This is a genomic window from Halomonas sp. R57-5 (assembly GCF_900070345.1).
Lineage (GTDB): Bacteria > Pseudomonadota > Gammaproteobacteria > Pseudomonadales > Halomonadaceae > Vreelandella > Vreelandella ventosae_B.
Genome location: NZ_LN813019.1, coordinates 4,478,635 through 4,504,047, shown reverse-complemented (window position 1 = coordinate 4,504,047; position 25,413 = coordinate 4,478,635). Strand labels below are relative to the sequence as shown.

At 56.8% G+C, this 25,413-nt stretch carries 23 protein-coding genes; 15 read left to right on the top strand and 8 right to left on the bottom strand.

Going from position 1 to position 25,413, the window contains the following annotated elements; all coding sequences use genetic code 11:
- Window positions 1-183: 183 nt before the first annotated feature.
- The 11 genes from ffh (at window position 184) to HALO_RS20450 (ending at window position 11,184) form a co-directional block, all read left to right on the top strand.
- Window positions 184-1,611 (top strand): signal recognition particle protein, encoded by a 1,428-nt coding sequence (gene ffh, locus HALO_RS20500; protein WP_035576504.1) that lies wholly within the window; start codon window positions 184-186, stop codon window positions 1,609-1,611.
- 246 nt (window positions 1,612-1,857) lie between these two features.
- Window positions 1,858-2,106, top strand: coding sequence for a 30S ribosomal protein S16 (gene rpsP / locus HALO_RS20495; RefSeq protein ID WP_007111767.1), 249 nt, complete (start codon window positions 1,858-1,860; stop codon window positions 2,104-2,106).
- Between the two features lie 62 nt (window positions 2,107-2,168).
- A complete protein-coding gene (rimM, locus tag HALO_RS20490) occupies window positions 2,169-2,714 on the top strand; it encodes a ribosome maturation factor RimM (protein WP_035576505.1) in 546 nt (181 codons plus the stop codon).
- Between the two features lie 86 nt (window positions 2,715-2,800).
- Window positions 2,801-3,562 (top strand): tRNA (guanosine(37)-N1)-methyltransferase TrmD, encoded by a 762-nt coding sequence (trmD, locus tag HALO_RS20485; protein ID WP_035583021.1) that lies wholly within the window; start codon window positions 2,801-2,803, stop codon window positions 3,560-3,562.
- 161 nt (window positions 3,563-3,723) lie between these two features.
- On the top strand, window positions 3,724-4,080 hold the full coding sequence (gene rplS / locus HALO_RS20480) for a 50S ribosomal protein L19 (protein WP_035576506.1): 357 nt from the start codon (window positions 3,724-3,726) through the stop codon (window positions 4,078-4,080).
- A 144-nt stretch (window positions 4,081-4,224) separates the two neighbouring features.
- On the top strand, window positions 4,225-5,106 hold the full coding sequence (gene xerD / locus HALO_RS20475) for a site-specific tyrosine recombinase XerD (RefSeq protein WP_035576507.1): 882 nt from the start codon (window positions 4,225-4,227) through the stop codon (window positions 5,104-5,106).
- Window positions 5,081-5,884: a DsbC family protein gene (locus tag HALO_RS20470; protein WP_035576508.1), complete on the top strand. Its 804-nt coding sequence runs from the start codon at window positions 5,081-5,083 to the stop codon at window positions 5,882-5,884. Before xerD ends, HALO_RS20470 begins: the two co-directional genes overlap by 26 nt.
- Before the next feature lie 110 nt (window positions 5,885-5,994).
- On the top strand, window positions 5,995-7,311 hold the full coding sequence (locus HALO_RS20465) for a homoserine dehydrogenase (RefSeq protein ID WP_035576509.1): 1,317 nt from the start codon (window positions 5,995-5,997) through the stop codon (window positions 7,309-7,311).
- A 6-nt stretch (window positions 7,312-7,317) separates the two neighbouring features.
- Window positions 7,318-8,706 (top strand): threonine synthase, encoded by a 1,389-nt coding sequence (gene thrC / locus HALO_RS20460; protein WP_050713957.1) that lies wholly within the window; start codon window positions 7,318-7,320, stop codon window positions 8,704-8,706.
- A gap of 7 nt (window positions 8,707-8,713) precedes the next feature.
- A complete protein-coding gene (locus HALO_RS20455) occupies window positions 8,714-10,510 on the top strand; it encodes a single-stranded-DNA-specific exonuclease RecJ (RefSeq protein WP_050713956.1) in 1,797 nt (598 codons plus the stop codon).
- A gap of 44 nt (window positions 10,511-10,554) precedes the next feature.
- Entirely contained in the window at window positions 10,555-11,184 is a 630-nt protein-coding gene (locus tag HALO_RS20450; protein ID WP_035576512.1) for a YitT family protein, read from the top strand.
- Between the two features lie 13 nt (window positions 11,185-11,197).
- Here the strand turns inward: HALO_RS20450 and HALO_RS20445 are convergent, their stop codons facing one another.
- From HALO_RS20445 to HALO_RS20430, 4 genes are all read right to left on the bottom strand, one after another.
- The gene (locus HALO_RS20445; protein WP_197671952.1) at window positions 11,198-11,719 is read right to left on the bottom strand and encodes an RES family NAD+ phosphorylase; all 522 of its coding nucleotides are present in this window, start codon (window positions 11,717-11,719) and stop codon (window positions 11,198-11,200) included.
- Entirely contained in the window at window positions 11,716-12,075 is a 360-nt protein-coding gene (locus tag HALO_RS20440) for a hypothetical protein (protein ID WP_050713955.1), read from the bottom strand. The genes HALO_RS20445 and HALO_RS20440 overlap by 4 nt, the downstream gene beginning before the upstream one ends.
- Window positions 12,076-12,273: 198 nt before the next feature.
- Window positions 12,274-14,862, bottom strand: coding sequence for a heavy metal translocating P-type ATPase (locus HALO_RS20435; RefSeq protein WP_035576514.1), 2,589 nt, complete (start codon window positions 14,860-14,862; stop codon window positions 12,274-12,276).
- Window positions 14,859-15,287 (bottom strand): MerR family transcriptional regulator, encoded by a 429-nt coding sequence (locus tag HALO_RS20430; RefSeq protein ID WP_035576515.1) that lies wholly within the window; start codon window positions 15,285-15,287, stop codon window positions 14,859-14,861. The genes HALO_RS20435 and HALO_RS20430 overlap by 4 nt, the downstream gene beginning before the upstream one ends.
- 265 nt (window positions 15,288-15,552) lie before the next feature.
- Between HALO_RS20430 and HALO_RS20425 the strand changes: the two genes are divergently transcribed.
- The gene (locus HALO_RS20425; RefSeq protein ID WP_050713954.1) at window positions 15,553-16,884 is read left to right on the top strand and encodes an OmpP1/FadL family transporter; all 1,332 of its coding nucleotides are present in this window, start codon (window positions 15,553-15,555) and stop codon (window positions 16,882-16,884) included.
- A gap of 84 nt (window positions 16,885-16,968) precedes the next feature.
- On the opposite strand, the gene HALO_RS20420 is transcribed toward HALO_RS20425, so the two are convergent.
- From HALO_RS20420 to HALO_RS20405, 4 genes are all read right to left on the bottom strand, one after another.
- A complete protein-coding gene (locus HALO_RS20420) occupies window positions 16,969-18,582 on the bottom strand; it encodes an ABC transporter ATP-binding protein (protein WP_035576517.1) in 1,614 nt (537 codons plus the stop codon).
- Window positions 18,583-18,601: 19 nt separating this feature from the next.
- The gene (locus HALO_RS20415; RefSeq protein ID WP_081899005.1) at window positions 18,602-19,480 is read right to left on the bottom strand and encodes an ABC transporter permease subunit; all 879 of its coding nucleotides are present in this window, start codon (window positions 19,478-19,480) and stop codon (window positions 18,602-18,604) included.
- Window positions 19,473-20,402: an oligopeptide ABC transporter permease OppB gene (oppB, locus tag HALO_RS20410; RefSeq protein ID WP_050713953.1), complete on the bottom strand. Its 930-nt coding sequence runs from the start codon at window positions 20,400-20,402 to the stop codon at window positions 19,473-19,475. The genes HALO_RS20415 and oppB overlap by 8 nt, the downstream gene beginning before the upstream one ends.
- An 83-nt stretch (window positions 20,403-20,485) precedes the next feature.
- Window positions 20,486-22,066: a peptide ABC transporter substrate-binding protein gene (locus tag HALO_RS20405; protein ID WP_050713952.1), complete on the bottom strand. Its 1,581-nt coding sequence runs from the start codon at window positions 22,064-22,066 to the stop codon at window positions 20,486-20,488.
- 227 nt (window positions 22,067-22,293) lie between these two features.
- Here HALO_RS20405 and prfB point away from each other — a divergent pair.
- The 3 genes from prfB (at window position 22,294) to HALO_RS20390 (ending at window position 25,388) form a co-directional block, all read left to right on the top strand.
- Window positions 22,294-23,392 (top strand): peptide chain release factor 2 gene (gene prfB / locus HALO_RS20400; protein ID WP_144810681.1). Its coding sequence is split into 2 segments (ribosomal slippage): window positions 22,294-22,368 and window positions 22,370-23,392, totalling 1,098 coding nucleotides; the frame shifts between segments, so codons are not numbered across the junction.
- Window positions 23,393-23,426: 34 nt separating this feature from the next.
- Window positions 23,427-24,938, top strand: a complete 1,512-nt coding sequence (gene lysS, locus HALO_RS20395; RefSeq protein WP_035576522.1) for a lysine--tRNA ligase — start codon at window positions 23,427-23,429, stop codon at window positions 24,936-24,938.
- Window positions 24,939-25,001: 63 nt separating this feature from the next.
- Entirely contained in the window at window positions 25,002-25,388 is a 387-nt protein-coding gene (locus tag HALO_RS20390) for a hypothetical protein (RefSeq protein WP_035576523.1), read from the top strand.
- The last annotated feature ends 25 nt before the right edge of the window (window positions 25,389-25,413 follow it).

The window sequence follows — 25,413 nt, the reverse complement described above, 5'->3', positions numbered from 1 at the left end:
AGGGAAAGCTGTAAGCAAGGGGCTTTCGCCATGGGKGGGTTGACAGCGCCCTTGCGTCAGCTTGCCCTGGCAGGAATCGCTAGTACTCTCCCATGGAGACTCAAAGCGTGAGCGCGTATAATCTTTTCACTAATTAGTCCAGGGCGTGCGCGCCGACGGCAGTGACGGAGGCAGAGAGGCCCCATGTTCCAGAATCTAAGTGAGCGTCTTTCCCAGACGTTAAAGTCGATTAAGGGTCAGGCTCGCCTGACCGACGACAATATTAAAGATACCCTGCGCGAAGTACGCCGCGCACTGCTTGAGGCCGATGTAGCACTGCCGGTCATCAAGGAGTTTATCGAGCGCGTACGCGAGCGGGCGGTCGGCCAGGAAGTATCCAAAAGCCTGTCGCCTGGCCAGCAGTTCGTCAAAATCGTCCAGCAAGAGCTGGAAGCGATTATGGGCGAAGCCAACGACGGCTTTGTGCTCAAGGGTTCTCCCGCCGTTGTGTTGATGGCCGGTCTGCAAGGCGCGGGTAAAACCACTTCTGTGGCCAAGCTGGCCCGCTACCTGCGCGAGCGCGAAAAGAAAAAAGTATTGGTAGTGTCTGCCGACGTCTACCGCCCGGCGGCCATCGACCAACTGGAAACCCTGGCCAAAGAGGTCGAGGTAGATTTCTTCCCCTCACGCTCTGACCAGCAGCCGGTTGCGATTGCCGAAGCTGCCATCAAGCACGCCAAGATTCAGTTTCACGATGTGGTGCTGATCGATACCGCCGGTCGTCTGGCGATTGATGAAGCCATGATGGCGGAGATCCAGGCGCTGCATAAAGCGGTTTCCCCTCAGGAAACGCTGTTTGTTGTCGATGCCATGACCGGCCAGGATGCCGCCAATACCGCCAAGGCATTTAGCGAAGCGCTGCCGCTGACCGGGGTGATCCTGACCAAAGCTGATGGTGATGCCCGCGGCGGTGCCGCGCTGTCGGTACGCCACATTACTGGCAAGCCCATCAAGTTTATGGGGATGGGCGAAAAAGTGGACGCTCTGGAGCCGTTCCACCCCGACCGGGTAGCCTCGCGTATCCTGGGCATGGGCGACATGCTGTCGCTGATCGAGGAAGCCGAGCGCACCGTCGATAAATCTAAAGCCGACAAGCTGGCCAAAAAGGTCAAGAAAGGCGACGGTTTTGATCTGGAAGATTTCCGCGACCAGCTCCAGCAGCTCAAGAAAATGGGCGGCATGGGTGGTCTGATGGGCAAATTGCCCGGCATGGGGCAGATGGCTGAAATGGCCCAAGGCCCTGGCCCTGAGAAAGAGCTGGGTAAGCTGGAAGCGCTGATTAACTCAATGACGCCTAAAGAGCGCCGCAAGCCTGATATCATCAATGGCTCTCGCAAGCGCCGCATCGCCGCTGGTGCGGGCCTGCAGGTGCCTGACTTGAATCGTTTGCTCAAGCAGCATAAGCAGATGCAGAAGATGATGAAGAAAGCGGGTCAAAAAGGCGGCATGCAGAAAATGATGCGTGGTATGTCAGGCATGATGGGCGGCGGTGGCCCGGGAGGCCCAGGTGGAATGGGCGGGCCCGGCGGCATGGGCGGTATGGGTGGCCCTGGCGGATTGCCCCGCCGTTAATTAGCTGCCAGCTCGCTGGGTAAGGTTGACGGTCTATGAGTTTTCTGGCTATCAGGCTTTCCAAGCCGAGCGCATTTGCGTAGAATGCGGCCTCTTCATGCGTGGGTGTTGCGTAAAAGCGCGTCGATCGCGGTAGCAGCACCTCTCAATGAAGGCCTTTATATAGCCTATAGCACGACGAGTGTTTCGATAGCCGATAGCGCTAACAACACACTCTCGTAACCTCAACCGAAGGATAGTTATCGTATGGTTACCATTCGTTTGGCCCGTGGTGGCGCCAAGAAGCGTCCCTTTTACCACCTGACCGTTACCGACTCGCGTAACGCTCGCGACGGTCGTTTCATCGAGCGTATCGGCTTCTTCAACCCGGTTGCCCGTGGTCAGGAAGAGCGTCTGCGCGTTGACCTAGACCGCGTTGTTCACTGGCAGAGCCAAGGCGCCCAGCTGTCTGGTCGTGTTGCTGAGCTGGTCAAAGAAGCACGCAAACAGGCTTAAGCCTGCTTGTGGGACTTGTTGTTTAAGAACGTATGAGTGCTGCTGGGTAGCTGAGGTCGTCGATGACGCGTTTTGAAATAAGCCAAACTGACGACACGCATGTGGTGCTAGGCAAGCTGACTAGCCCTTATGGGGTGAAAGGTTGGCTCAAGGTGTATTCCTACACTAGCCCGATGGACAGCATTCTAGACTACCCAGAATGGTGGGTGCGCCAGGGTGAAACTCTTAAGCGCATAAGCATTGTTCAGGGGCGTCGGCAGGGCAAAGGACTTGTAGTGCAGCTTGAAGGGGTCGATGACCGTAGTGCGGCGGAAGCATTAGCCCAAACGGATATCTTAATGCCCAAAGAGGCGCTACCTGAGCTTTCCGACGATGAGTATTATTGGCATGAGCTTGAAGGCATGGCGGTCTTCACTCAGGTCGGCGAACGGCTAGGACGGGTAAGCTACCTGTTTGAAACCGGCGCCAACGATGTCATGGTGGTTCGCGGCGATTCTGAGTCAATCGACAAGCGCGAGCGACTGCTGCCTTTTTTGCCAGACGATGTCATTGTCGAAATCAGTGCCGAAGAGGGCCACATGGTCGTCGATTGGGATCCTGAGTTTTGACCAAACTGATCAATAGTTTGAGCGGTGATATGTCTACCGACTCGGCAGAGCCGGTGCTAGGTGAAAATGCAGTCGTGTCGCCAGCAATGTGGATTGGCGTTGTGTCGTTGTTTCCCGAGATGTTCGACGCGCTAACGCAACAAGGTGTAGTCGGCAGAGCGGTAGAGAAACAACGCATCGCACTGGAGTTTTGGAACCCGCGGGATTACGCCACTGACCGCCACCGCAGCGTTGATGATCGCCCCTATGGTGGTGGTCCAGGTATGTTGATGAAAGTCGACACCCTGCGCGCAGCGATCTTTGCGGCCCGGGAACGGGCGCAGCAAGCCACCGGCTTAGTGCCGACGGTGATCTACCTCTCGCCCCAAGGGCGTAAGCTGGATCAGCAGGGCGTTCAAGCACTGGCTTCTGCCGGGCCTTTAGTGGTCGTGGCAGGGCGCTATGAAGGCATTGATGAACGCGTGGTGGAGAGTGACATCGATGAAGAGTGGTCGATTGGTGACTATGTGTTGAGCGGCGGCGAGCTGCCAGCAATGGTGCTAATTGATGCAGCGGCAAGGCTGATTCCCGGCGTGCTGGGCCATCAGGATTCCGCTGTCGAAGACTCGTTTAATGACGGTCTGTTAGACTGCCCGCACTATACCCGTCCGGAAATCATCGACGGGCGCCAAGTGCCGGATGTGCTGTTAAGCGGTAATCATGCAGCTATCAAGCGTTGGCGATTAAAGCAGTCACTAGGCCGGACATGGCAACGTCGACCCGACCTTTTAGAAGGGCGAACATTAGATGCCGAACAGCGCAAGCTGTTGAACGAGTTTATCGAGGAACACGCTCTGTCCACTAAGTAGTTGCTTTTCAACTACGTAGCGCAGAGCGGCGGTGCAGGGCGAAAAAGCGCACCTGTGTCACCCATAACGACTCCCGCGTAGCTCGTTTCGAGCGCCGGGATCACGGCTTCCGCCACCCATGATTGAGCGGTCAAGCCAACACGTTATTCAGGAGTATGATGATGAGCAGTAAAAGCAAAGTGATCCAGGCGATCGAATCTGAGCAAATGGGCAAGGAAATTCCTGCCTTTTCTCCCGGCGACACCATTGTCGTTCAGGTAAAAGTAAAAGAAGGCACCCGCGAGCGTCTACAGGCGTTTGAAGGTGTGGTCATCGGTAAGCGTAACCGTGGCCTGAACTCCGCTTTCACCGTGCGTAAAATTTCTCACGGCGTTGGCGTTGAGCGTACCTTCCAGACCTACAGCCCGCTGGTTGACTCGATTGAAGTCAAGCGTCGTGGTGACGTGCGTCAAGCCAAGCTTTACTACCTGCGCGAGCGCAGCGGTCGTTCTGCACGTATCAAGGAAAAGCTGGCTTAAACGCCGCTATTCTGCGGGCGCACGCTGTTCTCGAACAGCTGCGCCTGGATACCAAAACCCCGTCACCGCTTTGCGGGGCGGGTTTTTTTTTATCTACATGCATGTTTATGTCGCTGAGTAAAAGCGGCTTAAGGTGACTAACGTATGAGCGTTATCGATGCATTTTTAGATGCCCTGTGGCTAGAGCAGGGCGCCAGCGATCATACGTTAGCCGCCTATCGGCGTGATTTAACCGCCTGGCAAGCCCACTTGGAGAACCACGGCGAAGCGCTCTTGGCGCCGCCACCGGAGCGACTCAGTGAGTGGCTGGCAAGCCGCCGGGAGGAAGGCTATCAACTGCGCAGTAATGCCCGGCTGCTATCGACGCTGCGCAGCTTCTACCGCTGGGGGCGTTTAAATAACCAGGTGGAAAGCGACCCCCTCACCGACATCAAGCTGCCGCGCGTGATCCCCGGCTTACCGAATACCTTGGAAGAGGACGAGGTCGAGCGCTTACTCTTAGCACCAGATACCGACACCCCGCTGGGCGTCCGTGACCGTGCCATGCTGGAGCTACTGTACGCCTGTGGCTTGCGGGTATCAGAGCTGGTAGGGCTCACCGGCGACGCGGTCAACCTGCGTCAAAACGTGGTGCGGGTCCGCGGTAAAAGCGATAAAGACCGCCTGGTACCCATGGGTGAAGAGGCGGCGGATTGGCTGGCGCACTATATGCAGACCGCACGGCTAGTGCTGATGAGCGACCCAACCCGGCCCGCGCTATTTCCCGGCCGGGGCGATAAAGCCATGACCCGACAGACCTTTTGGCACCGGATTAAGGTGCATGCCATCACCGCAGGGATTACCCGGCCACTGTCGCCACATACGCTTCGCCATGCATTTGCCACCCATTTATTGAATCATGGGGCCAATTTGAGGGTCGTACAGCTGCTGCTAGGTCATAGCGACCTGTCGACGACCCAAATTTATACCCATGTAGCCCAGGCGCGCTTGGAAAGCCTACATGCAGAACACCACCCAAGAGGTTGAATTGATAATGCGTCAACGCCGTTTTGTAGCACTCCCTTTATTGACACCCTCCTTGATGCTGGCGTGTTTGTTCTCCGCCAGCCTGTTGCCCGCCGCTGCCCAGGCTGATGACGTGGCAGACCAACTGGCGGGATCACTAAGTGTCAATGGCCAGCAGATGCCCGTAGAGGCGGTCACCGAAACGCCTATGGAAGGCGTCTATCACGTGCGCTTAGAGAGCGGCGAGTCTTTCTACTCCAATGCTGACGGTAGCCACTTTCTGGTCGGTGACCTGTACGAAAATGCCGATGAAGGGCTGGTCAATTTGACTGAACAAGAGCAGAACCAAGAACGTGCCGATGCATTGGCGGCCGTGCCTGACAGTGAGTTGGTGATCTTCCGCGGTGCCAATGAACCGAAAGCCACTATAACGGTGTTTACTGACCCGACTTGCCCCTACTGCGCGCGGTTACACGACACCATTCCAGAGTTGAATGAACGCGGTATCGCGGTTCACTATATGGCGTTTCCCCGTGCGGGCATGGGAAGCCAAGCCGCCACCACGCTGCAGCAGGTGTGGTGCTCGGATAACCGCAGCGAAGCGATGACCCAAGCCAAGGAAGGCCAGACTATTTCCAGCGCAGCAGACTGCGACAATCCCGTAGCAGGGCAGTATGATCTGGGCAAAGCATTGGGCGTACAGGGCACCCCTGCGATTATTTTGCCCGATGGGCAGCTAGTGCCGGGATTTGTGCCCCCCGAGCGGCTCTCCGCCATGTTAGGCTTGGATGACGAATAACGTCACATTGAAAGATAATACAAAACGCTGAGACACGGTCTTTAAGATCGAATTCATAACCGTAATTAAGGCCAGCACCGCCAGGTGCACAACACGAAAGGGGAAGTATTTTGAAACCGGTAAGAGTAGGTATCTGTGGTTTAGGCACTGTCGGTGGCGGCACCTTTAACGTATTGACCCGCAACGCCGACGATATTGCGCGTCGTGCTGGCCGCCCTATTGTGGTTGAGCAGATTGCTCACCGCAGTATTCATCCTGACTGCGATATTACCGGCATCAATGCCACTTCCGATGTGTTTGAAGTGGCGACTAACCCTAATGTAGATGTCCTGGTGGAGCTGATTGGCGGCTACGACATCGCCCGTGAACTGGTACTTACCGCGATTGAAAACGGCAAGCATGTGGTGACTGCCAACAAGGCGCTGATCGCCGTCCACGGCAACGAAATCTTCAAGGCCGCGCATGAAAAGGGTGTGATCGTAGCGTTTGAAGCCGCGGTCGCTGGCGGTATTCCGGTGATTAAATCGCTGCGCGAAGGCCTGGGTGCCAACCGTATCGAGTGGGTGGCGGGCATTATCAACGGCACCGGCAATTACATTCTTACCCATATGCGCGATGAAGGCCGTGCCTTTGAAGACGTGCTCGCGGAAGCCCAGGCGCTAGGCTACGCCGAATCCGACCCGACCTTCGATGTGGAAGGCATCGACGCCGCACACAAGCTCACCATTCTCGCCTCGATTGCCTATGGTGTGCCGCTGCAGTTTGAGAAAGCCTTTACCGAAGGCATTTCGCGCATCACCGCTGAAGACGTCGAGCAGGCCGACAACCTAGGCTACGTGATCAAGCACTTGGGTATCTCCAAGCGTACCGACCAGGGCCTTGAACTGCGTGTTCACCCCACGCTGATTCCCAAAGAGCGCCTGCTGGCCAATGTTCACGGTGTCAAAAATGCCATTGCGGTAATGGGCGACGCCGTTGGGCCGACGCTCTACTACGGCGCGGGTGCAGGCGCGGAACCGACCGCTTCAGCGGTGGTGGCCGATTTACTCGACGTGGCGCGGGATATCTCCACCGACCACCACTACCGGGTGCCTTACCTGGCGTTTAGCGGCATCGACGAAGATGTCAGCCAACTGCCCATCATGCCGATGGAAGAGATCATTACCGCCTACTACCTGCGACTATTGGCGGTTGATCGTCCCGGTGTGCTGGCGCGGGTGGCAACGATTCTTGCTGAACAAGGCATCTCTATTGAAGCGCTGATTCAGAAAGAGGCCACTGAAGGCGAGCTGGTACCGATTATCCTGCTGACCCACCGCACCAAAGAGAAGCAGATGAACGCAGCGATCCGTGAAATTGAGTCTATGGCCGATATTGCCGGGCCGCTAACACGCATTCGCGTGGAAAGCCTGGACGAGGGGGAGTAAACCCAGATGCGCTATATCAGCACGCGTGGGCAGGCGCCCGCGCTCTCCTTTGAGGAAGTGGTGCTCACCGGTATGGCTAGCGACGGCGGCCTCTATGTGCCGGAAACCCTGCCAGAATTCTCCCGCGAAGAGCTGGCCGACATGGCCGGGCTCTCCTACGCGGAAATCGCTTTCCGAGTGATGAAGCCGTTTGTGAACGGTGAAATTGACGACGCGACGTTCCATGGCATCGTGACTGAGGCCTATGCGACCTTCAATCATGACGCCGTGCTACCGCTCAAGCAGTTGGMCGCCAATCATTTCTTGCTTGAGCAGTTCCACGGCCCGACGCTGGCGTTTAAAGACGTAGCGCTTCAGTTGCTTGGCCGTCTGCTGGATCACTTCCTGAAAAAGCGCGGCGAGCGCGCAGTGATCATGGGCGCGACCTCTGGCGATACCGGCTCGGCGGCGATTGAAGGTTGCCGCCACTGTGACAACCTGGATATTTTCATCCTGCACCCGCATAACCGCGTCTCGGAAGTTCAGCGTCGCCAAATGACCTCGGTGCTGGCTAATAACGTCTTTAACATTGCCATCGAAGGCAATTTTGACGACGCCCAGGCGATGGTCAAAGCCAGCTTTGCCGACCAGACGTTCCTTAATGGCACCCGCTTGGTCGCAGTCAACTCGATCAATTGGGCGCGCATTATGGCGCAGATCGTTTACTACATTGCGTCAGGTGTTGCCTTGGGCGCGCCGCACCGGGAGGTGAGCTTCTGCGTGCCGTCGGCTAACTTTGGTAACGTCTTTGCAGGCTATATGGCCTACAAAATGGGCTTGCCGGTGAAACAGTTCATCATCGCTACCAACGCCAACGATATTCTCCACCGTACGTTGGCCGCCAACGACTTCTCCAAAAAAGAGCTGGCGGCAACGCTGGCGCCCTCCATGGATATCGTGGTGTCGTCTAACTTTGAGCGCCTGCTGTTTGACGCCTACGACCGCGATGGCTTGGCCGTGGCGGCGTTGCTTGAGCGCTTCCAGCAGGAGCCGACGGCGCTGGCCGRTGCGCCGCTGGCCAAGCTGCGCGAGAAGTTTTCCAGTTACAGCGTGGACGATGCAACGATTCTGGAAGCGATTCGCGACGCCCATAAGCGCACCGGCGAAATGCTCGACCCGCATACCGCCACCGGCTACCGTGCCGCCGAGCGCGCCCGCGCAGATCAGTCAACGCCGATGATAACGCTGGCCACTGCGCACCCGGCCAAGTTTGCCGAAGCCGTTGTCAAAGCGGGCTTTCTGGGCGTGCCACTGCCGCCGCATATGGAAGACCTGATTGAGCGGGAAGAGCGCTATACCGTGTTGCCCGCCGAGCTTGCCGCCGTGCAGCAGTTTGTCGTGGAAAATCGGCGTTGAAGTGTCAATGACCTCAGTCGTCGATTTACCCCATAGCACCACCCGGCCACGCTTAGAGCCTCGTCCCGTGGACGAGGCGCTCTATGCCCGTGCACAAGCGGAAGGGTTAAGCGAACTGCAGGCGCGATTGCTAGCCTCCCGCTTGCCTGGTTACAGCGGTGAGTTGCAACCGTTAATCGAGCCCAGCCTGCGTTATCTGGCCCACCCGGAGAAACTGGCCGACGGTCGCCGCGCCGCTGAGCGTATTGCTCAGGCGGTGGCAGAGGGCGAAGCCATCGGCATTCTTACCGACTACGACGTGGATGGKATCMCCTCCCACGTGGTGATCCGGCGCACCCTGGTGGAGCTGTTTGGAGTCCCGGAAGGCAAGCTGCACAGCCTGATTGGCCACCGTATTCATGACGGCTACGGCATTAGCCTGCCGCTGGTGGAACGCACGCTGGCGCAAAAGCCGTTTCCCACCCTGGTTATCACCGCCGACTGCGGTAGCTCTGATGAGCCCCGCATCGCACGCCTTAAGGCAGCGGGTATCGATGTGGTGGTGAGTGACCACCACGCGCTGCCCATTGAGGGGCCGCCAAGTTCGGCATTTGCCTGCGTTAACCCTACCCGGGATGACTGCGAGTATCCTGATAAAACCATCGCCGGCTGTATGGTGGCGTGGCTATTGATGTCGCTCGCCCGCGGTGTGCTGATTGAGTGGGGAGCGCTTTCGGAATCGMCGCCCAAGCTGTCGCCTTGGCTCTCATACGTAGCGCTGGGCACGGTAGCGGATTGTGTCTCCTTAGGCGGCAGCCCCGCCAACCGCGCGGTGGTCAATCAAGGGTTAAAGCTGATCAACCGTATGGATGCGGCGTGCTGGCGCGCTATGGCCACGCGCTTAGGCGCTGACAGCGTGCCGTTTAACGCCGAGACATTAGCGTTTCAGATGGGGCCGCGCATCAATGCCCGCTCACGGCTGGACGACCCCTACGCGGCGTTGCACTTTATGCTCGCCGAGAACGATGGGGTCGCCAATCGCCAGCTCGACGTTTTGGATCAGGATAACCAGTCCCGCAAAGCGATTGAGGCTGATATGGCTGCCGAGGCGCGTACTTTGGCGGTGAGTGCGTTAACCGCTGATGAGCCCGCCGTGGTGGTACTGCTGGAAGACGGGCACCCCGGCGTACAGGGCATCGTTGCCTCGCGGTTGGTGCAGGCCTACGGGCGTCCAGCGCTGGTGCTTACCCAGGCATCGGCACCGGGCATGCTCACCGGCTCCGGCCGCTCGATTGACGGGCTGCACCTGCGCGATGCCCTACAACGTACCTTTGAGCTTGCTCCTCAGGCGTTACCGCGCTTTGGCGGCCATAGTGGCGCGGCAGGGGTGGGCGTGCCCAGAGATCAGCTTGACGCCTTTAAAGCGGCTTTCCTGCAGGCAGTGGGCGAGCAGTTGGAGGGGCGGACGCTTTACCCGCGACTCTGGACAGATGGTGAACTTTCTAAGGCGCAGCTTTCGCTGACCACCTTGCAGGAGATCGAAACGCTTGGCCCCTACGGACGGGAATTTGACCCGCCGCTATTTGAGGGGCGCTTTATTGTCGAAGCGCTGCGTCCGGTGGGTGCCGACGGCGCGCACCTGATGCTGGAGCTCTCCACTGGCCCGGTGACCTGTAAAGCGATCTGGTTTCGCGCCCTAACGCCGGGGGAACTGCCTGGGTTTAGCGTCGGCGATACGCTGCACTGCGCCTATAAGCTTAATCGCAACCGCTGGCGCGGTCGTGAAACGCTGCAGCTGATGGTCGAGCACGCCAGCGCTATCTAAACTAAGCGTTTTATAACCTTAACAACTCACGTAAGGACGCTCCAATGCGCGTGGAAGATTTACCAACGGATCAGCATCGTCCCTATGAAGATGTCATGGCGATGCTGCTGGGGACGTTCTTCGTCGCGCTGGGGGTTACCTTTTATACCCATGCGGTGTTGCTCACCGGCAGTACCGCAGGCTTGGCGCTGCTACTCAGCTATATGACCAGCAGCGTCACCGGTTGGGGGTTTGGGGTGTGGTTTTTTGCCATTAACCTGCCGTTTTACTACTTGGCGGTTAAACGCATGGGCTGGAGTTTTACCCTGCGTACCTTCGCCGCCATCGGCTTGGTCTCGCTGTTTTCCGAGCTAACCCAGGGCTGGGTGCAGTTTGCCAACGTGCCATCGCTTTACGCTGCTTTAATGGGCGGCGCGCTGATGGGCATTGGCATGCTGATGCTGTTTCGCCACCGCACCAGTCTGGGCGGTATCAATATCCTCGCGCTCTATCTGCAGGATAAACACGGCCTGCGTGCAGGCTACGTTCAACTCGCCATCGATGGCGTTATTCTGTTGATTGCGTTAACGCAGCTACCGCTGGATCGCGTGGGCTACTCAGTGCTGGGCGCACTGACCCTCAATCTGATTATCGCTCTGAACCATAAGCCAGGGCGTTATATTGGGGTGAGTTGAGAGGAGACATTTCTTAAGACAACCGCTTTTCATCGTCTATCACGCAGACCTTGGTAGGCACTTGGTGCGACCATTTCCAGAACACAATATTAACGTCTCGATGGGTCGCTCCCTTGGCTTGKGMCGGCACTCGAATGCCCGCGAATCCGGTCGTGATCAACTGCTCCGCGATTTCCCAGGCGATAACGGGCTCGCGCCTTATTTTCTTATCTAACCATGCTTCCTGCATCCAGTTCTCTGGATGCGGTCGAACGCGCGTTTGGATAGCTGGGTCACAGAGATCGAGAATCGGMCCGCAATTTACCTCATAGCTGCACAGCGTCAGCGGTTGCGTCTTAAAGGGAAAGCCTTGTTGAGCCTCAAGCCAGGCTGTTTCGAACCGCTCACTGGTGTACAGCGCGGGCAGGTCAACGGGGTTCCAGCGGCCGCCGTTGCGTGCGGCGCCTGCTCCTGATGTGGGTGCATGCTGCCATCTGGGGTTGTGCCCACGATAGACCAGCCCTGTGTATTGAAACCCAAGTGCCAGCAGACTCACGCATAGCCTCCCTCGGCAATGTGGGAGAGGTAGGCACGGACATCATCCGCCCGCCCGTGACTAACCAGTTCTTCAGCGGTGAAATCCCCCAGCGGCGCGATAGGGTAGCTGCGATACCAAGACCATGCGGCGCTTATCGACCCCGCCCAGGGTTCAATGCGCTTAAGTATTTCCATCGCTTGGCGCAGGCGCTGCTGTGTGGAGACGGCGTGGAGACGGTCTTTACGGATGATGGCGTTGTGGCTAAGCCCAATCGCATGGGCGAACTCACGTTTGGTAATATGCAACTCGTCAAGTAGTGCATCGGTGATGATAAAACCTTCATTATCCACGGCMCTGTTGATGTCAGGMCTCATAAATGTCACCCATATAGGCGTATGTTTACGTCATTATGGGTGACAATAAGGCATTTGTAAAAAACGGCAGTTGTAAACGCGTGGCGAGAAGTGTGGCGAAACGAAAGTTGAAGACGTTGGCTTAGCCAGCTTTGCTAAGCCAGAACCACCACACGATAGCGGCGATAAGCCCAAGCCCCGCCAAGTTGATCAATAGACTCATGCGACGTCCTCCTGGCTGGGTGACTTCCACAGCCGCAAGCGGTTGGCGTTACTCACCACGGTGATGGACGAGAGTGACATGGCAGCACCCGCAATCATCGGTGAAAGCAGCATGCCGGTGAGCGGGTAAAGCACCCCCGCAGCAATGGGAATACACAGTAGGTTGTAGCCAAACGCGCCGACCAGGTTCTGTTTGATATTGCGCAGCGTGGCGCGGCTGATCTCTATCGCTGACGCCACCCCGTGCAGCGAGCCGCGCATTAGCGTGATACCCGCGCTCTCAATGGCCACATCGGTGCCTTGGCCAATCGCAAAGCCCACATTTGCTCGGGCCAGCGCCGGGGCATCATTGATGCCATCGCCCACCATGCCAACGATTTCTCCCGCCTTTTGACGGCGCTCAATCTCGGCGTGCTTGTCCTCGGGKAGCAGGCCTGCATGGTACTCATCAATACCCACTTCCTGAGCAATGGCCTTGGCGGTGTGCTCGTTATCGCCGGTTAACATGACAATGGTTAAGCCGTCTTTTTGCAGGCGCTTGATCGCGGCCACGGTGTCATGGCGAAGCGGGTCGCTGATGCCAAACAGGGCGGCCAGTTTGCCATCCACCGCCAAGTACACCAGCGTGCGAGCCTGCTCTTCTAGGGCGCGTGCTTGCCCTTCACCTGCCTTGAGATCCACCCCTGCCTCGCTCAATAGACGTGCATTGCCCAGCAGCAGCGCTTTGCCGTCGGCGGTTTGGGCTTTTACCCCGCCACCAGTCACGCTATCGAAACCATTAATCTCGGCAGGGTTAGCGTCGTGTTCATCCGCGTAGGTCATTAACGCCGCCGCCAATGGGTGCTCGGAGCTGCGTTCCAGCGCGTGCACCAACGCTAGCGCGGTGGATTGCTCTACGCCAAACATCTGCGCATCGGTAACACTGGGCTTGCCCTGGGTGAGCGTGCCGGTTTTATCGACCACTAGCGTGGTCAGCTTGCTGGCGGTTTGGAGCGCCTCGCCGCTGCGCACCAGCACCCCTTGCTCAGCTGCTTTACCGACGCCGATCATGGTTGAGATCGGCGTCGCCAAGCCGAGCGCACAGGGGCAGGCAATAATCAGCACGGTGGTCGCCGTCACCAGCATATGGATCACTTGGGGGGCGGGCCCTAGGTTGAACCACACCAGGGCAGTCAATACGGCAATGATCATTACCGCAGGCACAAAAACGCTGGAGACCTGGTCGGCTAGCTCGCCAATCGGTGGGCGCGAGTTTTGGGCGCTCGCTACCTGTTCGGTAATCTGCCCCAGGCGAGTGTCGGTGCCCACTCGCGTTGCGCGATAGATCAAGCTGCCCTTGCCATTCACCGTGCCAGCGCTGACTTCATCCCCCGCGCCCTTGGCGATCGGTAGTGGCTCGCCGGTAAGCATCGACTCATCGATATGGCTTTGGCCTTCAACGACGTCACCATCCACCGGCAAGCGCTCACCGGGGCGCACCCGTACGTGGTCGCCAGCACGCACCGCGTCAATCTCAATCTCCTGCTCGTGACCGTCGCGAATCACCCGCGCCGTGCGGCTCTGCAGATCGAGCAGGCGCTTTAGCGCATCGCTGGTGCGGCCCCGGGCGCGTAGCTCCATGGCATTGCCGAGCAGAATCAGCCCGATTACCATCGCTGAGGCTTCAAAGTAGATGCCCTGGGCAACCTCGGGTAACCACGGCGCAAACAGCACCACGGCCATGGAATATAGCCAGGCGGCGCCAGTGCCCATAGCGACCAAGGTATCCATATTGGCTTGGTGGTGCTTAAGCTGCTTCCAGGCGTTGACGAAAAAGTGGCGTCCTGGGAAGGCCAAAATGCCCAAGGTTAATAAGCCGATCACCAGCCAGTAGAGACGCCCCATGCCCATCGGGTGGGGATGGAAAAAAAACATGCTCATCATCAGCGGAACCGCCAGTGCCAGCGAGATGGCACTTCCGCGCAGCCGTTTTTGGTATGTCTTGGCGTCCTGCTCTGCACGAGTGCGTTCTGCTTCCCGCATATCCACAATCGGTTCGGCGCCATAGCCGGCTGACTCAACGGCGGCGATTAACGCTTGGGTCTCGGCACTGCCAAACACCTGGGCGGAGTGGGTGCCAAAATTGACGCTGGCGGTGTCGACTCCCTCAGTGCGCTCTAGTGCTTTCTGCACGCTGTTGACGCAGCTGGCGCAGGTCATCCCACTAATCGCCAAGCGCTGTTTCTTGCCTTGCCCTTGAGACTGGGAGTGAGCACTTGCGGTTTTTTCAGCTTCGGCATCAGCGGGTGCCGCGGTTTCTGGCTGATTATCAGCATCGTCTGGGGCTGCTTCCTCCAGAGCTGCTTCGCCTGGCGGGTAGCCCGCCGCGGTCAAGCGTTGATCAAGCTCGGCGTCGGTTAGAGTCGAAACAACCTCGAGGCGTTTTTCGCTAGGCATGCCGGTGACGTCTGCTTCAGGGTCACCACTTTGAATCGCCTCGCGCATACGCTTGACGCAGCCCTGGCAATTCATGCCGGGGATGGTTCGCGTGGTGGCTCCATTTGCAGGGCTTACGCTTGAGGCGGCTTCGGTAGAGGCGTCGCTCATGGGGTCTCCTTGGTAGACGTGGCGTCAGGAAAACTCTCAATCAGGCGGCACACGCTGTGGCCGTCGGGGGAACCGTCGGGCATCTGCTGCCAGCTCTCCATAGCCTGTTCCATTCGTTCGGCTAGCGCTTCCAGCTCGGCAATACGTGCGCGGATTTGTGGCAGGCGGCTGGCGAGTAAGTCGCGTACCAAGGGGCAGGGGGAGTCGCCTTGGTCGGCGTGGGTCAGGATGTCGCGAATCTCCGCCACGCTAAAACCGAGCTTGCGTGCCCGCTGAATAAAGCGCAGCCGCTCTAAGTCGGTATCCGAAAATAGCTGATAGCCGTTATCCGGGTGGCGCTGAGGAGCAAGTAGCCGCTCACGAGCGTAGTGACGCACGGTCTCAGCGGTAACACCGCCCCGTTTGGCAAGCTCAGTAACTTTCATGGCCTGTTCTCCCGACCGGTTAAATAGTAACCGCTTTAGTGTAGAACCTATGGGTTACCCATAGGTCAAGGGCGACTTTGTGCAATAAGCTCAAATGACTAAAACACTGATTTAAAACGACCGTGCGACTAATGTATAAGCCAAAAATAAAATAAAACGAACGTTTGCCCTTGAACCTTTGGCCCAGTTGCGAGAAAACAGTCATGTAAAAATAAAGAGGGTGGATCGTTGGTATCCACTGGATCATCGGGAAGAGAGGCCCACTATGAATAATAACTTTAATAAGCTAACCCTGGCCGCTGCTATTGCAGCGGTTGCTTTCSCCAGCCAAGCCCACGCGGGCGGGTATCAAGTCAACGAGCAGAGCGTGAGTGGCCAGGGCTATGGCCATGCCGGGCGCAGCTCTAATATCCATGATGCAACCATTGTGTACGGTAACCCTGCAGGTATGTCGTTTTTGGATCGTGCGCAAGTGACGGTTGGGGGAACCTATCTAAACGTAAATACTGATCTTTCTAATGTCGAAGCTAGCCGCTTTATTGATTCGGGCGTGGCTGCTGGTGGCGCCCCCAATGGCAATCAGATTCCCATCGGCAGCATTCCTGGGGGGAATGATGGCGATATGGTGCCAGGTACTCCCATTCCTTTTGCGTTCTATGCGCAGCCAGTGACTGATCAGTTAGCGTTTGGGTTCGGGGTATATGCACCCTTTGGCTCCAAAACCGACTACGAAGATGATTTCCAGGGACGCTATTTTGGCGACTATACCGAAGTCAAAGTGATCAGTGCGCAGCCGACGGTTTCTTATCGCTTTAACGATCAATGGTCGGTTGGTGCGGGTATTACCTACAACCAAGTAGAAGGTGAACTGCGTCGCCAGCTACCCTCTGAGGCTACGTTTAATCCAGCTACCGACATCGACTCGCGCGTTGACGGCGAAGACGAAGCGTGGGGCTACAACTTAGGCGTGATCTATCGCCCGATACCCGAAACCACCTTGGGTCTGACTTACCGTTCAAAAGTAGACTACACATTGGAAGGGGATTTTAGCGCTACCGATCCCCTGGGTAATGTCCTTCGCTCAGATACCGCGAACCTGGATTTAACCACCCCAGAGACGGTTAACTTCTCCGTAACCCAGCAGATGACCGATCGCCTCAAACTGATGTTCGGGGCGTCCTGGGTTCGCTGGAGCCAATTTGATCAAATTTTGGTTACCGGTAGCCAAGGCGATACGATTACCCAAGAAGTTCAGAACTATTCAAACGCCTGGGCGTTTGCCACCGGCGGCGAGTATCAGTTAACGAAGACATTAGCGCTTCGTGCTGGGGTAACGTTGGACTTTACACCCACCAATGATGAAGACCGCAGCGTGCGTATTCCTTCTGACGATCGGCGTATTTTCTCGCTGGGGGCAGGATGGAGCCCAACGCCTGATATGACCATTGACGTGGCGTACTCCTATCTCACGGAGCGAGGCACCTTTGTTGAACAGGATCGTAACGATCTGCTCCAAGGTGCAGGCGGCGCGTCCTACTCAGCCGACTACAAAAACGAAGCCCACGGTTTTGGTGCGCAGTTAACCTATCGCTTTTAAGCTTGAGAGAGCTAAACCCCAATGAAACCCGGCGCACGCCGGGTTTTTTATTAGATGCGAGGGTAAAAGCGAAAGTTTACAAGTCTATATCCCAGGGCTATCTAGAAATGCAGCGCGCATCAGTTCGCGGGTATAGGTCTCGCGGGGAGCGTTGAACAGTGATTGCGTGTCGCTTTGCTCAATGATTTCGCCTTGTCGCATGACGATCACCTCATCGGCTAGCGCGCGTACCACGGCGAGGTCATGGCTAATAAATAGGTAGGTCAGTCCATGGCGTTGTTGCAAATCCCGTAACAGCTCAATAACGGTCATTTGAACTGAACGGTCAAGGGCAGACGTTGGTTCATCAAGCAGCAGGAACTCGGGCTTGACGACCAATGCCCGGGCAATGGCAACCCTTTGCCGCTGTCCGCCGGAAAACTCGTGGGGGTAGCGGTGTCGGTGGACGGGGTCCAGGGCGACTTCTTCTAGGGCTTGAATAACCAGGGCATCGCGTTCGGCGCGCCCCAGCAGTGGCTGATGAACGCGTAGTCCCTCGCCGATAATCTCACCTACTGTCATACGCGGGGAAAGCGAGCCAAAGGGATCTTGAAAGACAACCTGCATGCGTGATCGCAGCGGGCGCATTCCTGCGCGGTCAAGTTGGGCAACGTCGATATCATCGAAGCGTATCTTGCCGTGACTCTTTACCAGCCGAAGTAGCGCGCGGCCTAAGGTAGTTTTTCCTGACCCCGATTCGCCCACGATGCCTAAGGTTTGGCCTTGCCTCAGCGTGAGGTCGATGTTTTTCACCGCCTCAAAATAGCGGTTTGGGCCAAACAGACGCTTTTTGATCGGGAAGCGAACGCCAATACTTTGCGCTGTGAGCAGGATGGGGGCTGAGTCGGGAACAGGCGCCTTATGGCCACTTGGGTTGGCGTCAATCAGCATTCGGGTATAGGCGTGCTGGGGGGATTGAAACAGCGCCTTGGTGGCCTCCGCTTCGACGATTTCGCCGTTTTGCATGACGCACACGCTATCGGCTAAGTGTCGGACAACCCCCAGGTCGTGGGTGATAAACAAGATGGCCATGCCATAACGGGCCTGGAGGTCTTTAAGCAGCGCGAGAATCTGTGCCTGGACGGTCACATCAAGAGCGGTGGTCGGCTCATCAGCAATCAGCAACTGAGGCTCACAGGCCAGCGCCATGGCAATCATTACCCGCTGGCGCTGGCCACCGGAAAGCTCGTGAGGAAAGCTGTCGATGCGACGTTTAGGCTCGGGAATCCCCACCTGTTCGAGTAGTTCCAGTACCCGCAGGTAAGCATGGTTGCCTCGCAAGGGCGTGTGCTTATGCAGGACTTCACGAATCTGTCTACCCACGCGGTGCATCGGGTTGAGCGAGGTCATCGGCTCTTGGAATATCATGGAGATCTCATTGCCACGAATGGCCCGCAGGCGCTTACGGCTGATGGTGAGCAAATTTTCATCACCGGAACCGCCATGCCAGCGAATGGTGCCGGTGGCACGAGCTAGTTCTGGGAGTAGCCCCATCGCGGCGGTTGATGTAATCGACTTACCTGAGCCTGATTCACCGACTAAAGCCAGCGTCTCGCCTTTATGAAGAGTAAAACTAACGTCTTTGACAGCCGTAACGGTGCCATTGGGAAGGTCGAAGTCGACCCGCAGACGGTCAATTTCCAGCAGTGGCTGTGACATGAAGATTCCTTGCGTTTTGCTAGCGCGTCTTGGGATCAAGGGCGTCTCGCAGACCGTCCCCCAAAAAGTTAAGGCACAGCAGCGTGGTGGCCAGAAACGCAGAGGGAATAATCAGCATCCACGGCGCCGTTTCCATCATGTCCTTGCCTTCGCTGATCAGTACTCCCCAGCTGGTCAGGGGCTCTTGCACGCCGAGGCCGAGAAAGGAGAGAAAGCTTTCCAGCAAAATGACCTTGGGGACGGTGAGAGTGACATAAATGATCACCGGCCCAATAGCATTGGGAATCAGGTGGCGTGTGACGATCTTAAAGCTGCTTACGCCCAGCGCATGGGCGGCTTCAACGAACTCGCGGCGTTTTAAAGCGAGCACCTGTCCGCGCACTATGCGCGACATGTCGAGCCATTCAACAGCGCCAATGGCAGCGTAGATCAGCAGGATATTCCGCCCAAATACCACCATCAGCAGGATGACCATAAACATAAATGGCAGCGAGTACATGATGTCGACAAAGCGCATCATCAAGTTGTCAACCCGGCCACCCACGTAGCCGGCAATCGCGCCGTAAAGGACGCCGATCACCAGCGAAACAAGGGTTGCCATCAAGGCGACGGATAGCGAAATCTGCCCCCCATGAAATACCCGTGTGAGCAAGTCGCGTCCATTGGCGTCAGTGCCCGCATAGTGGCCACTCTCTAAACTTGGTGGGGTCAAAAAGGCATTCCAGTCCACTTCATCAAGTGCCCAGGGGGTTAACCAGGGGCCCAATAAGCAGGCCAGGGAAATGACGATGAGGAGCACAAGACTTGCGGTCGCCGCACTGTTTTGTCGAAGCCGCCGCCATGCTTCGCGGGCTAGGCTGTTGCTGGCGACCGGAGGGGCCGACGTTGCATTATTCATTATCATAGCGAATTTGCGGATCCAGAGCCGAGTAGAGTAAATCGACGATTAGGTTGAAAAGAACAATCAGGCCGCCGTAGAAGACGACGGTGCCCATTACCAGGGTGTAATCGCGATTGAGCGCCGCCTGGACGAAATAGCGGCCAATACCCGGTATCCCGAAAATCTGCTCGATGACCACCGAGCCGGTAATAATCCCGGCAATGGCGGGACCTAGGTAGGAGACTACGGGGAGCATTGATGGGCGCAGGGCATGACGAAAGATCACCTCGCTCTCACTAAGGCCTTTGGCTCGGGCTGTGCGGATGAAATGGCTACTAAGTACTTCAATCATGCTGGCGCGCATCATTCGCGCGATATACGCAATCTGCTGAATAGAGAGTGCCACCACGGGAAGGATCATGTTCTTCCAATGACCGTCGTTCCAACCGCCGACCGGTAGCCAGGCCAGAAATACGCCGAATACCAGTGCCAGTAGCGGGGCAATTACAAAGTTGGGAATGGCCMCCCCGGCCAGCGCCGTGCCCATCACCATATAGTCAATGGTGGAGTTGCGTTTAAGCGCCGCTATAACCCCCATGGGAATGCCGACCAGGAGTGCGAGGCCGATTGCCCATAGGCCGAGTTCCAGGCTGACAGGAAAGCCTTGAGCGACCAGCTCGGTAACTGAAAAATCCTTGTATTTGAACGAGGGGCCAAGGTCGCCTTGGAGCAGGTTGCCCATGTAGGTGAGATACTGTTCCCAGACGGGTTTGTCCAGGCCATAGGAGGCCATTAAGTTGGCCTCGATTTCCGGCGGGAGCTGACGCTCGCCGTCGAAAGGCCCGCCGGGGGCCAGATGCATTAAAAAGAACGACAGCGTAATCACAATCCACAGCGTCGGGATCGCCTGAAGTAAGCGCTTTAGAGTGTAGCTGAGCATTATCGAGCCTCGTTCCTCAGGCCGAAGGCCTGAGGATATAGCGGCAGTCAGTTGTGATGAAAAAAACAACGAACTAAAGGGAATTAATCGTCGAAGTGAATCCAGCGTGAGCGATGGATATCTTCAATGTTGGTTTCCCAGCCGGACAGGTCGGGGCTGACAAGGTTGCGCGAGACGTAGTAGTAGATCGGCAGCGTGGCGCTATTTTCCAGGGCAATGGTCTCTGCCTCGGCCATGATCTCGGCTCGCTTATCCAGGTCCTGGGTATTAGCGGCTTCGCTCATCAGCGCATCAAATTCAGGCGAGCTGTAGGCGCCATAATTATTGGATACGTTGCTTTCCAGCAGGCTCAGGAAGTTTTGGGCGTCGTTGTAGTCACCAATCCAGCCGGCTCGAGCAACGTCGAAGTCGCCCTGACGAATATCCGAGTAGTGAACGGCCACCTCCGAATTATAGAGTTCAACCTCGACGCCCAGGGGCTTCCACATGGCAGCAATGGCGATGGCGACCTTGCGATGGTCCTCGCTGGTGTTATAGCGCAGCATGAGCTCCAGCGGATTATCCGGGCCATAGCCTGCCTCTTGGAGCAATTCACGTGCACGCTCTAATCGCTCCTCTTGAGATAGCTCGGCGAAACTGACTGTGGGCGCTTCATAGTGGCTGACATCGGGTGGAACAAAGCTGTAAGCCGGTACTTCGCCGGTACCCAGTATTTGGTCGGTGATGACTTCGCGGCGAACGGCTAGGCTAAGCGCTTCACGTACACGTGGATCAATAGTCGCATGGCCGTCTCGGGCATTGAAAACGTAGTAATAGATGCCCAGGTAAGGGGCTACCTGAACCGCCTCGGGTAGATTATCCATCAGCCAGTCGTACTGTTGGGTGGGGAACTCCCGCGCGATATCGATTTCGCCTGCGCGAAACCGGTTCAGCGCCGTATTGCGCTCTTCAATGGGGAAGTAGACGACCTCTTCCAGGGCGACATTGTCAACGTCGTGAAAATGAGGGTTGCGTGTTGCTGTAATGCGCGTTTGTGACTGCCACTCCTCGAGCTGGAAAGCGCCGTTGGAGACCATGTTGCCCGGGCGAGACCAGTCGTCGCCGAAAGTCTCTACCGTGTGGCTGGGCACCGGGTAGGCGGTATAGTGGGAAAGCTGGTCTAAAAAGTAAGGTGTTGAACGCTCAAGGGTTACTTGCAGGGTGGTCGTGTCCAGGGCCTCGACACCCAGTGTGCTGGTATCGGCTTCGCCCGCATAGACAGCTTCGGCATTTTTAATCGGGTACAGCAGATAGGCGTAATTAGCGGCGGTGGCTGGCGATAAAATGCGCTGAAAGGCGAAAACAAAATCGTCAGCCGTCACTGGTTCGCCGTCCGACCMCTTGGCATCGTCTCTCAACGTGAAAGTGTACACCGTGCCGTCAGCGGAGACTTCCCAGGATTCTGCAACACCGGGAATGCGAGTGCCATCGGCTGCTTCAGTGACTAGACCTTCAAAAAGGTCACCCMCCACATCGTTTTCCCAGGTGCCGCTGATTTTATGCGGATCTAAAGAAGCGGGTTCGCCCATAATCGCTAAGCGGAGCGTATCCGCCTGAAGAGGGGCGGTAAAGCCAAAAGCCAACGCTATCGCCACAGGGCCCATGAGAGTGCGATTTTTAAGCATATTGATCCCTCCAATATTGTTCTAATACGGTTGTTTGAAGATCTAAACTCCAATTAAGTACTAGCATCGGTGAAAAGCAGGCGTCTATCAGAAATTACACATGTAGCTATACGCAATTTCGATAGTGACGGGGCTAATGGTTGTTGGAAGCCAATTTCGCTACACTATGCGCTTTTCTGATCGATACACCTCTGTACGATCCGAGTAGACCAAGCTAGGGCGATCCCATGTTGGAAACCAATCCGATTCACAACCAGCTCAAGGACCTGTCTGAGCGGACAGACGTTCTTAGGGGGTATCTTTGACTATGCCGAGAAGAAAGATCGGCTAGAAGAGGTCACCCGCGAACTGGAAGACCCCAATGTCTGGAACGATCCAGACTACGCGCAGAAGTTAGGCAAAGAGCGCGCCTCCCTCGAAGCCATAGTGGCCACCATTGATGAACTTGAGCAGGGCCTTGGCGATAGCCGGGATCTGCTGGAGCTTGCAGAAATGGAAGAGGATGAAGGCACCGTCGAAGAAGTGTGCAAAGAGCTGGACAGCATGCAGACGGCGTTAGAGAAGCTTGAGTTTCGGCGTATGTTCTCCGGTGAAATGGATCAGAACAACGCCTACCTGGAAATTCAGTCCGGCTCCGGCGGCACCGAGGCACAGGATTGGGCCAATATTTTATTGCGCATGTACCTGCGCTGGGCGGAGAGTCACGGCTTCAAAGCCGATATCACCGAAATCTCTGCTGGCGAAGTGGCGGGCATTAAGTCGGCCACCGTGCATATCCAAGGCGATTACGCCTTCGGCTGGCTGCGTACCGAAACCGGCGTGCACCGCCTAGTGCGTAAAAGCCCGTTTGATTCCGGTGGCCGTCGGCATACCTCCTTTGCATCGGTATTTCTGTCCCCGGAAATTGATGACAGCTTTGAGGTGGAGATTAACCCCTCGGATCTGCGCGTTGATACCTACCGCTCAAGCGGCGCGGGCGGTCAGCACGTAAACACCACCGATTCGGCCGTGCGGATTACCCACGAGCCGACCGGTATCGTGGTGGCTTGCCAGGGGCAACGCAGCCAGCACGCCAACCGCGATTTTGCCATGAAGCAGTTGAAAGCGCGGCTGTGGGAACACGAGATGCAAAAGCGCAACGCCGCCAAGCAGGAGGCCGAGGACTCCAAGGCTGACATCGGCTGGGGCAGCCAGATCCGCTCTTACGTGCTGGATGATCAGCGCATCAAGGATTTGCGCACCAGCGTGCAGTCCAGTAACTGCGATAAAGTGCTCGACGGGGATATTGATCAATTTATCGTCGCCAGCTTGAAGCAAGGTTTGTAATCTTTTTAGCGTTTGAACATGAACAGGGTGCCCCATGGCTAACCAAGACGCGTCTCCTGCAGACAACGAAAACCACCTGATTGCCGAGCGCCGAGCCAAGTTGACTGCTCGCCGCGAGCGCGCCGCTGAGCAGGGAAAGAGTGCGTTTCCCAATGATTTTCGCCGCGACAGCTTAACCGTTGAGCTGCAAGACGCCTTTGGCGATAAAGACAAGGCTGAGCTTGAAGCACTGGATCACCACGCCGCTGTGGCGGGTCGTGTGATGCGTCAACGTGGCCCCTTCATCGTCATTCAGGACGTGGCCGGGCAAATCCAGCTCTACGTGGATAAAAAGGGCCTGCCCGCCGACATACTGGAAGACGTTAAAAGCTGGGATATCGGTGACATCGTCGCTGCCCACGGGCCGGTGCATAAATCCGGCAAGGGCGATCTATACGTGATGATGAAAGAGGCGCAGCTGCTCACCAAGAGCCTGCGCCCGCTGCCGGATAAGTTTCACGGCCTGACCGATATGGAAGCCCGCTATCGCCAGCGCTATGTGGATCTGATCATGAACCCGCAGTCGCGTAAGGTGTTTGAAACCCGCGCAGCGGTCATCAGCTCCATGCGCCGCTTCTTTGAAGCCCGCGGCTTTATGGAAGTGGAAACGCCGATGCTCCAGCCGATTCCTGGCGGTGCGGCGGCGCGCCCCTTCATTACCCATCACAATGCGTTGGATATCGATATGTATCTGCGTATCGCGCCGGAGCTTTATCTCAAGCGTTTGGTGGTGGGCGGTTTTGAAAAAGTGTTCGAGATTAACCGCAACTTCCGTAACGAAGGTCTTTCGACCCGCCACAACCCAGAGTTCACCATGGTAGAGTTCTACTGGGCCTATGCGGATTACCGTGACCTGCTGGATATGACCGAAGCCATGCTGCGCACAGCGGCCGAAGAAGTGCTCGGTAGCGCTATCATTGAGTATCAGGGCGCCAGCTACGATTTCGGCAAACCTTTTGCCCGCTTAACATTGCGTCAGGCGATTCTTGATCACGGTGACGGCATTGCCGACAGTGATTTGGATTCGCTGGAAGCGGCGCGGGCCACTGCTGAAAAGCTCGGCATCAAGGTCAAAGGGAGCTGGGGCCTGGGTAAGGTGCAAACGGAGATCTTTGAAGAGGTGGCCGAGCACAAGCTTGATCAACCGACCTTTATCACCGAATACCCGGCGGAAGTTAGCCCGTTGGCACGGCGTAACGATGCCAACCCCTTCGTCACTGACCGCTTTGAGTTCTTTGTGGGTGGTCGCGAAATCGCCAACGGTTTCTCGGAGCTCAACGACGCTGAAGACCAAGCGGAGCGCTTCCGTGCCCAGTCGGCGGAAAAGGACGCCGGCGATCTAGAGGCGATGTATTACGACGCGGATTACGTGCGTGCCTTGGAGTACGGCATGCCGCCCACCGCCGGTGAAGGCATCGGGATCGACCGCCTGGTGATGCTTTTCACCGATAGTGCTTCGATTCGTGATGTGCTGCTGTTTCCGGCGATGCGCCCTGAAGTGGACTAAAAGTTGGTAAGGGCGCGTTATAGCGCCCATAATGGTCAACGTTTCGACGGCGAGGAGAATCCCATGAAACTGCTTAACCGCTCCGCACTGAGCGTCAGGCCGACCCAGCCCTTTGTGGACTGGATCAACGCGCTGGAACCCACCATGGGAGACGACGACCTGACCCTGGACGACGTCGAACGTGAAAGTACCATTTACCTGATCCCAGAGATGGATACCCCAGAAGCGCTGGAAACCTTCGTGCGCGAGCGTTACGCGGAAATCCTTGAGACTGAGCTGCGCGCTTGGGAAGAGGATGAACGCCAGTGGCCGGATAAGCTGGACTGGGCCCTGTTCCAGGAATTTGTGCGTGTCGAACACAGCTATCTGGCCATCGACCTGGATGACGAAACGGCGTTAGAGATTTCAGAAGTTGATGATGCGCTGCTGCTCGATAGTGAGCAGGATTAGCTATTAGCGTGCTAATATTGGGCTC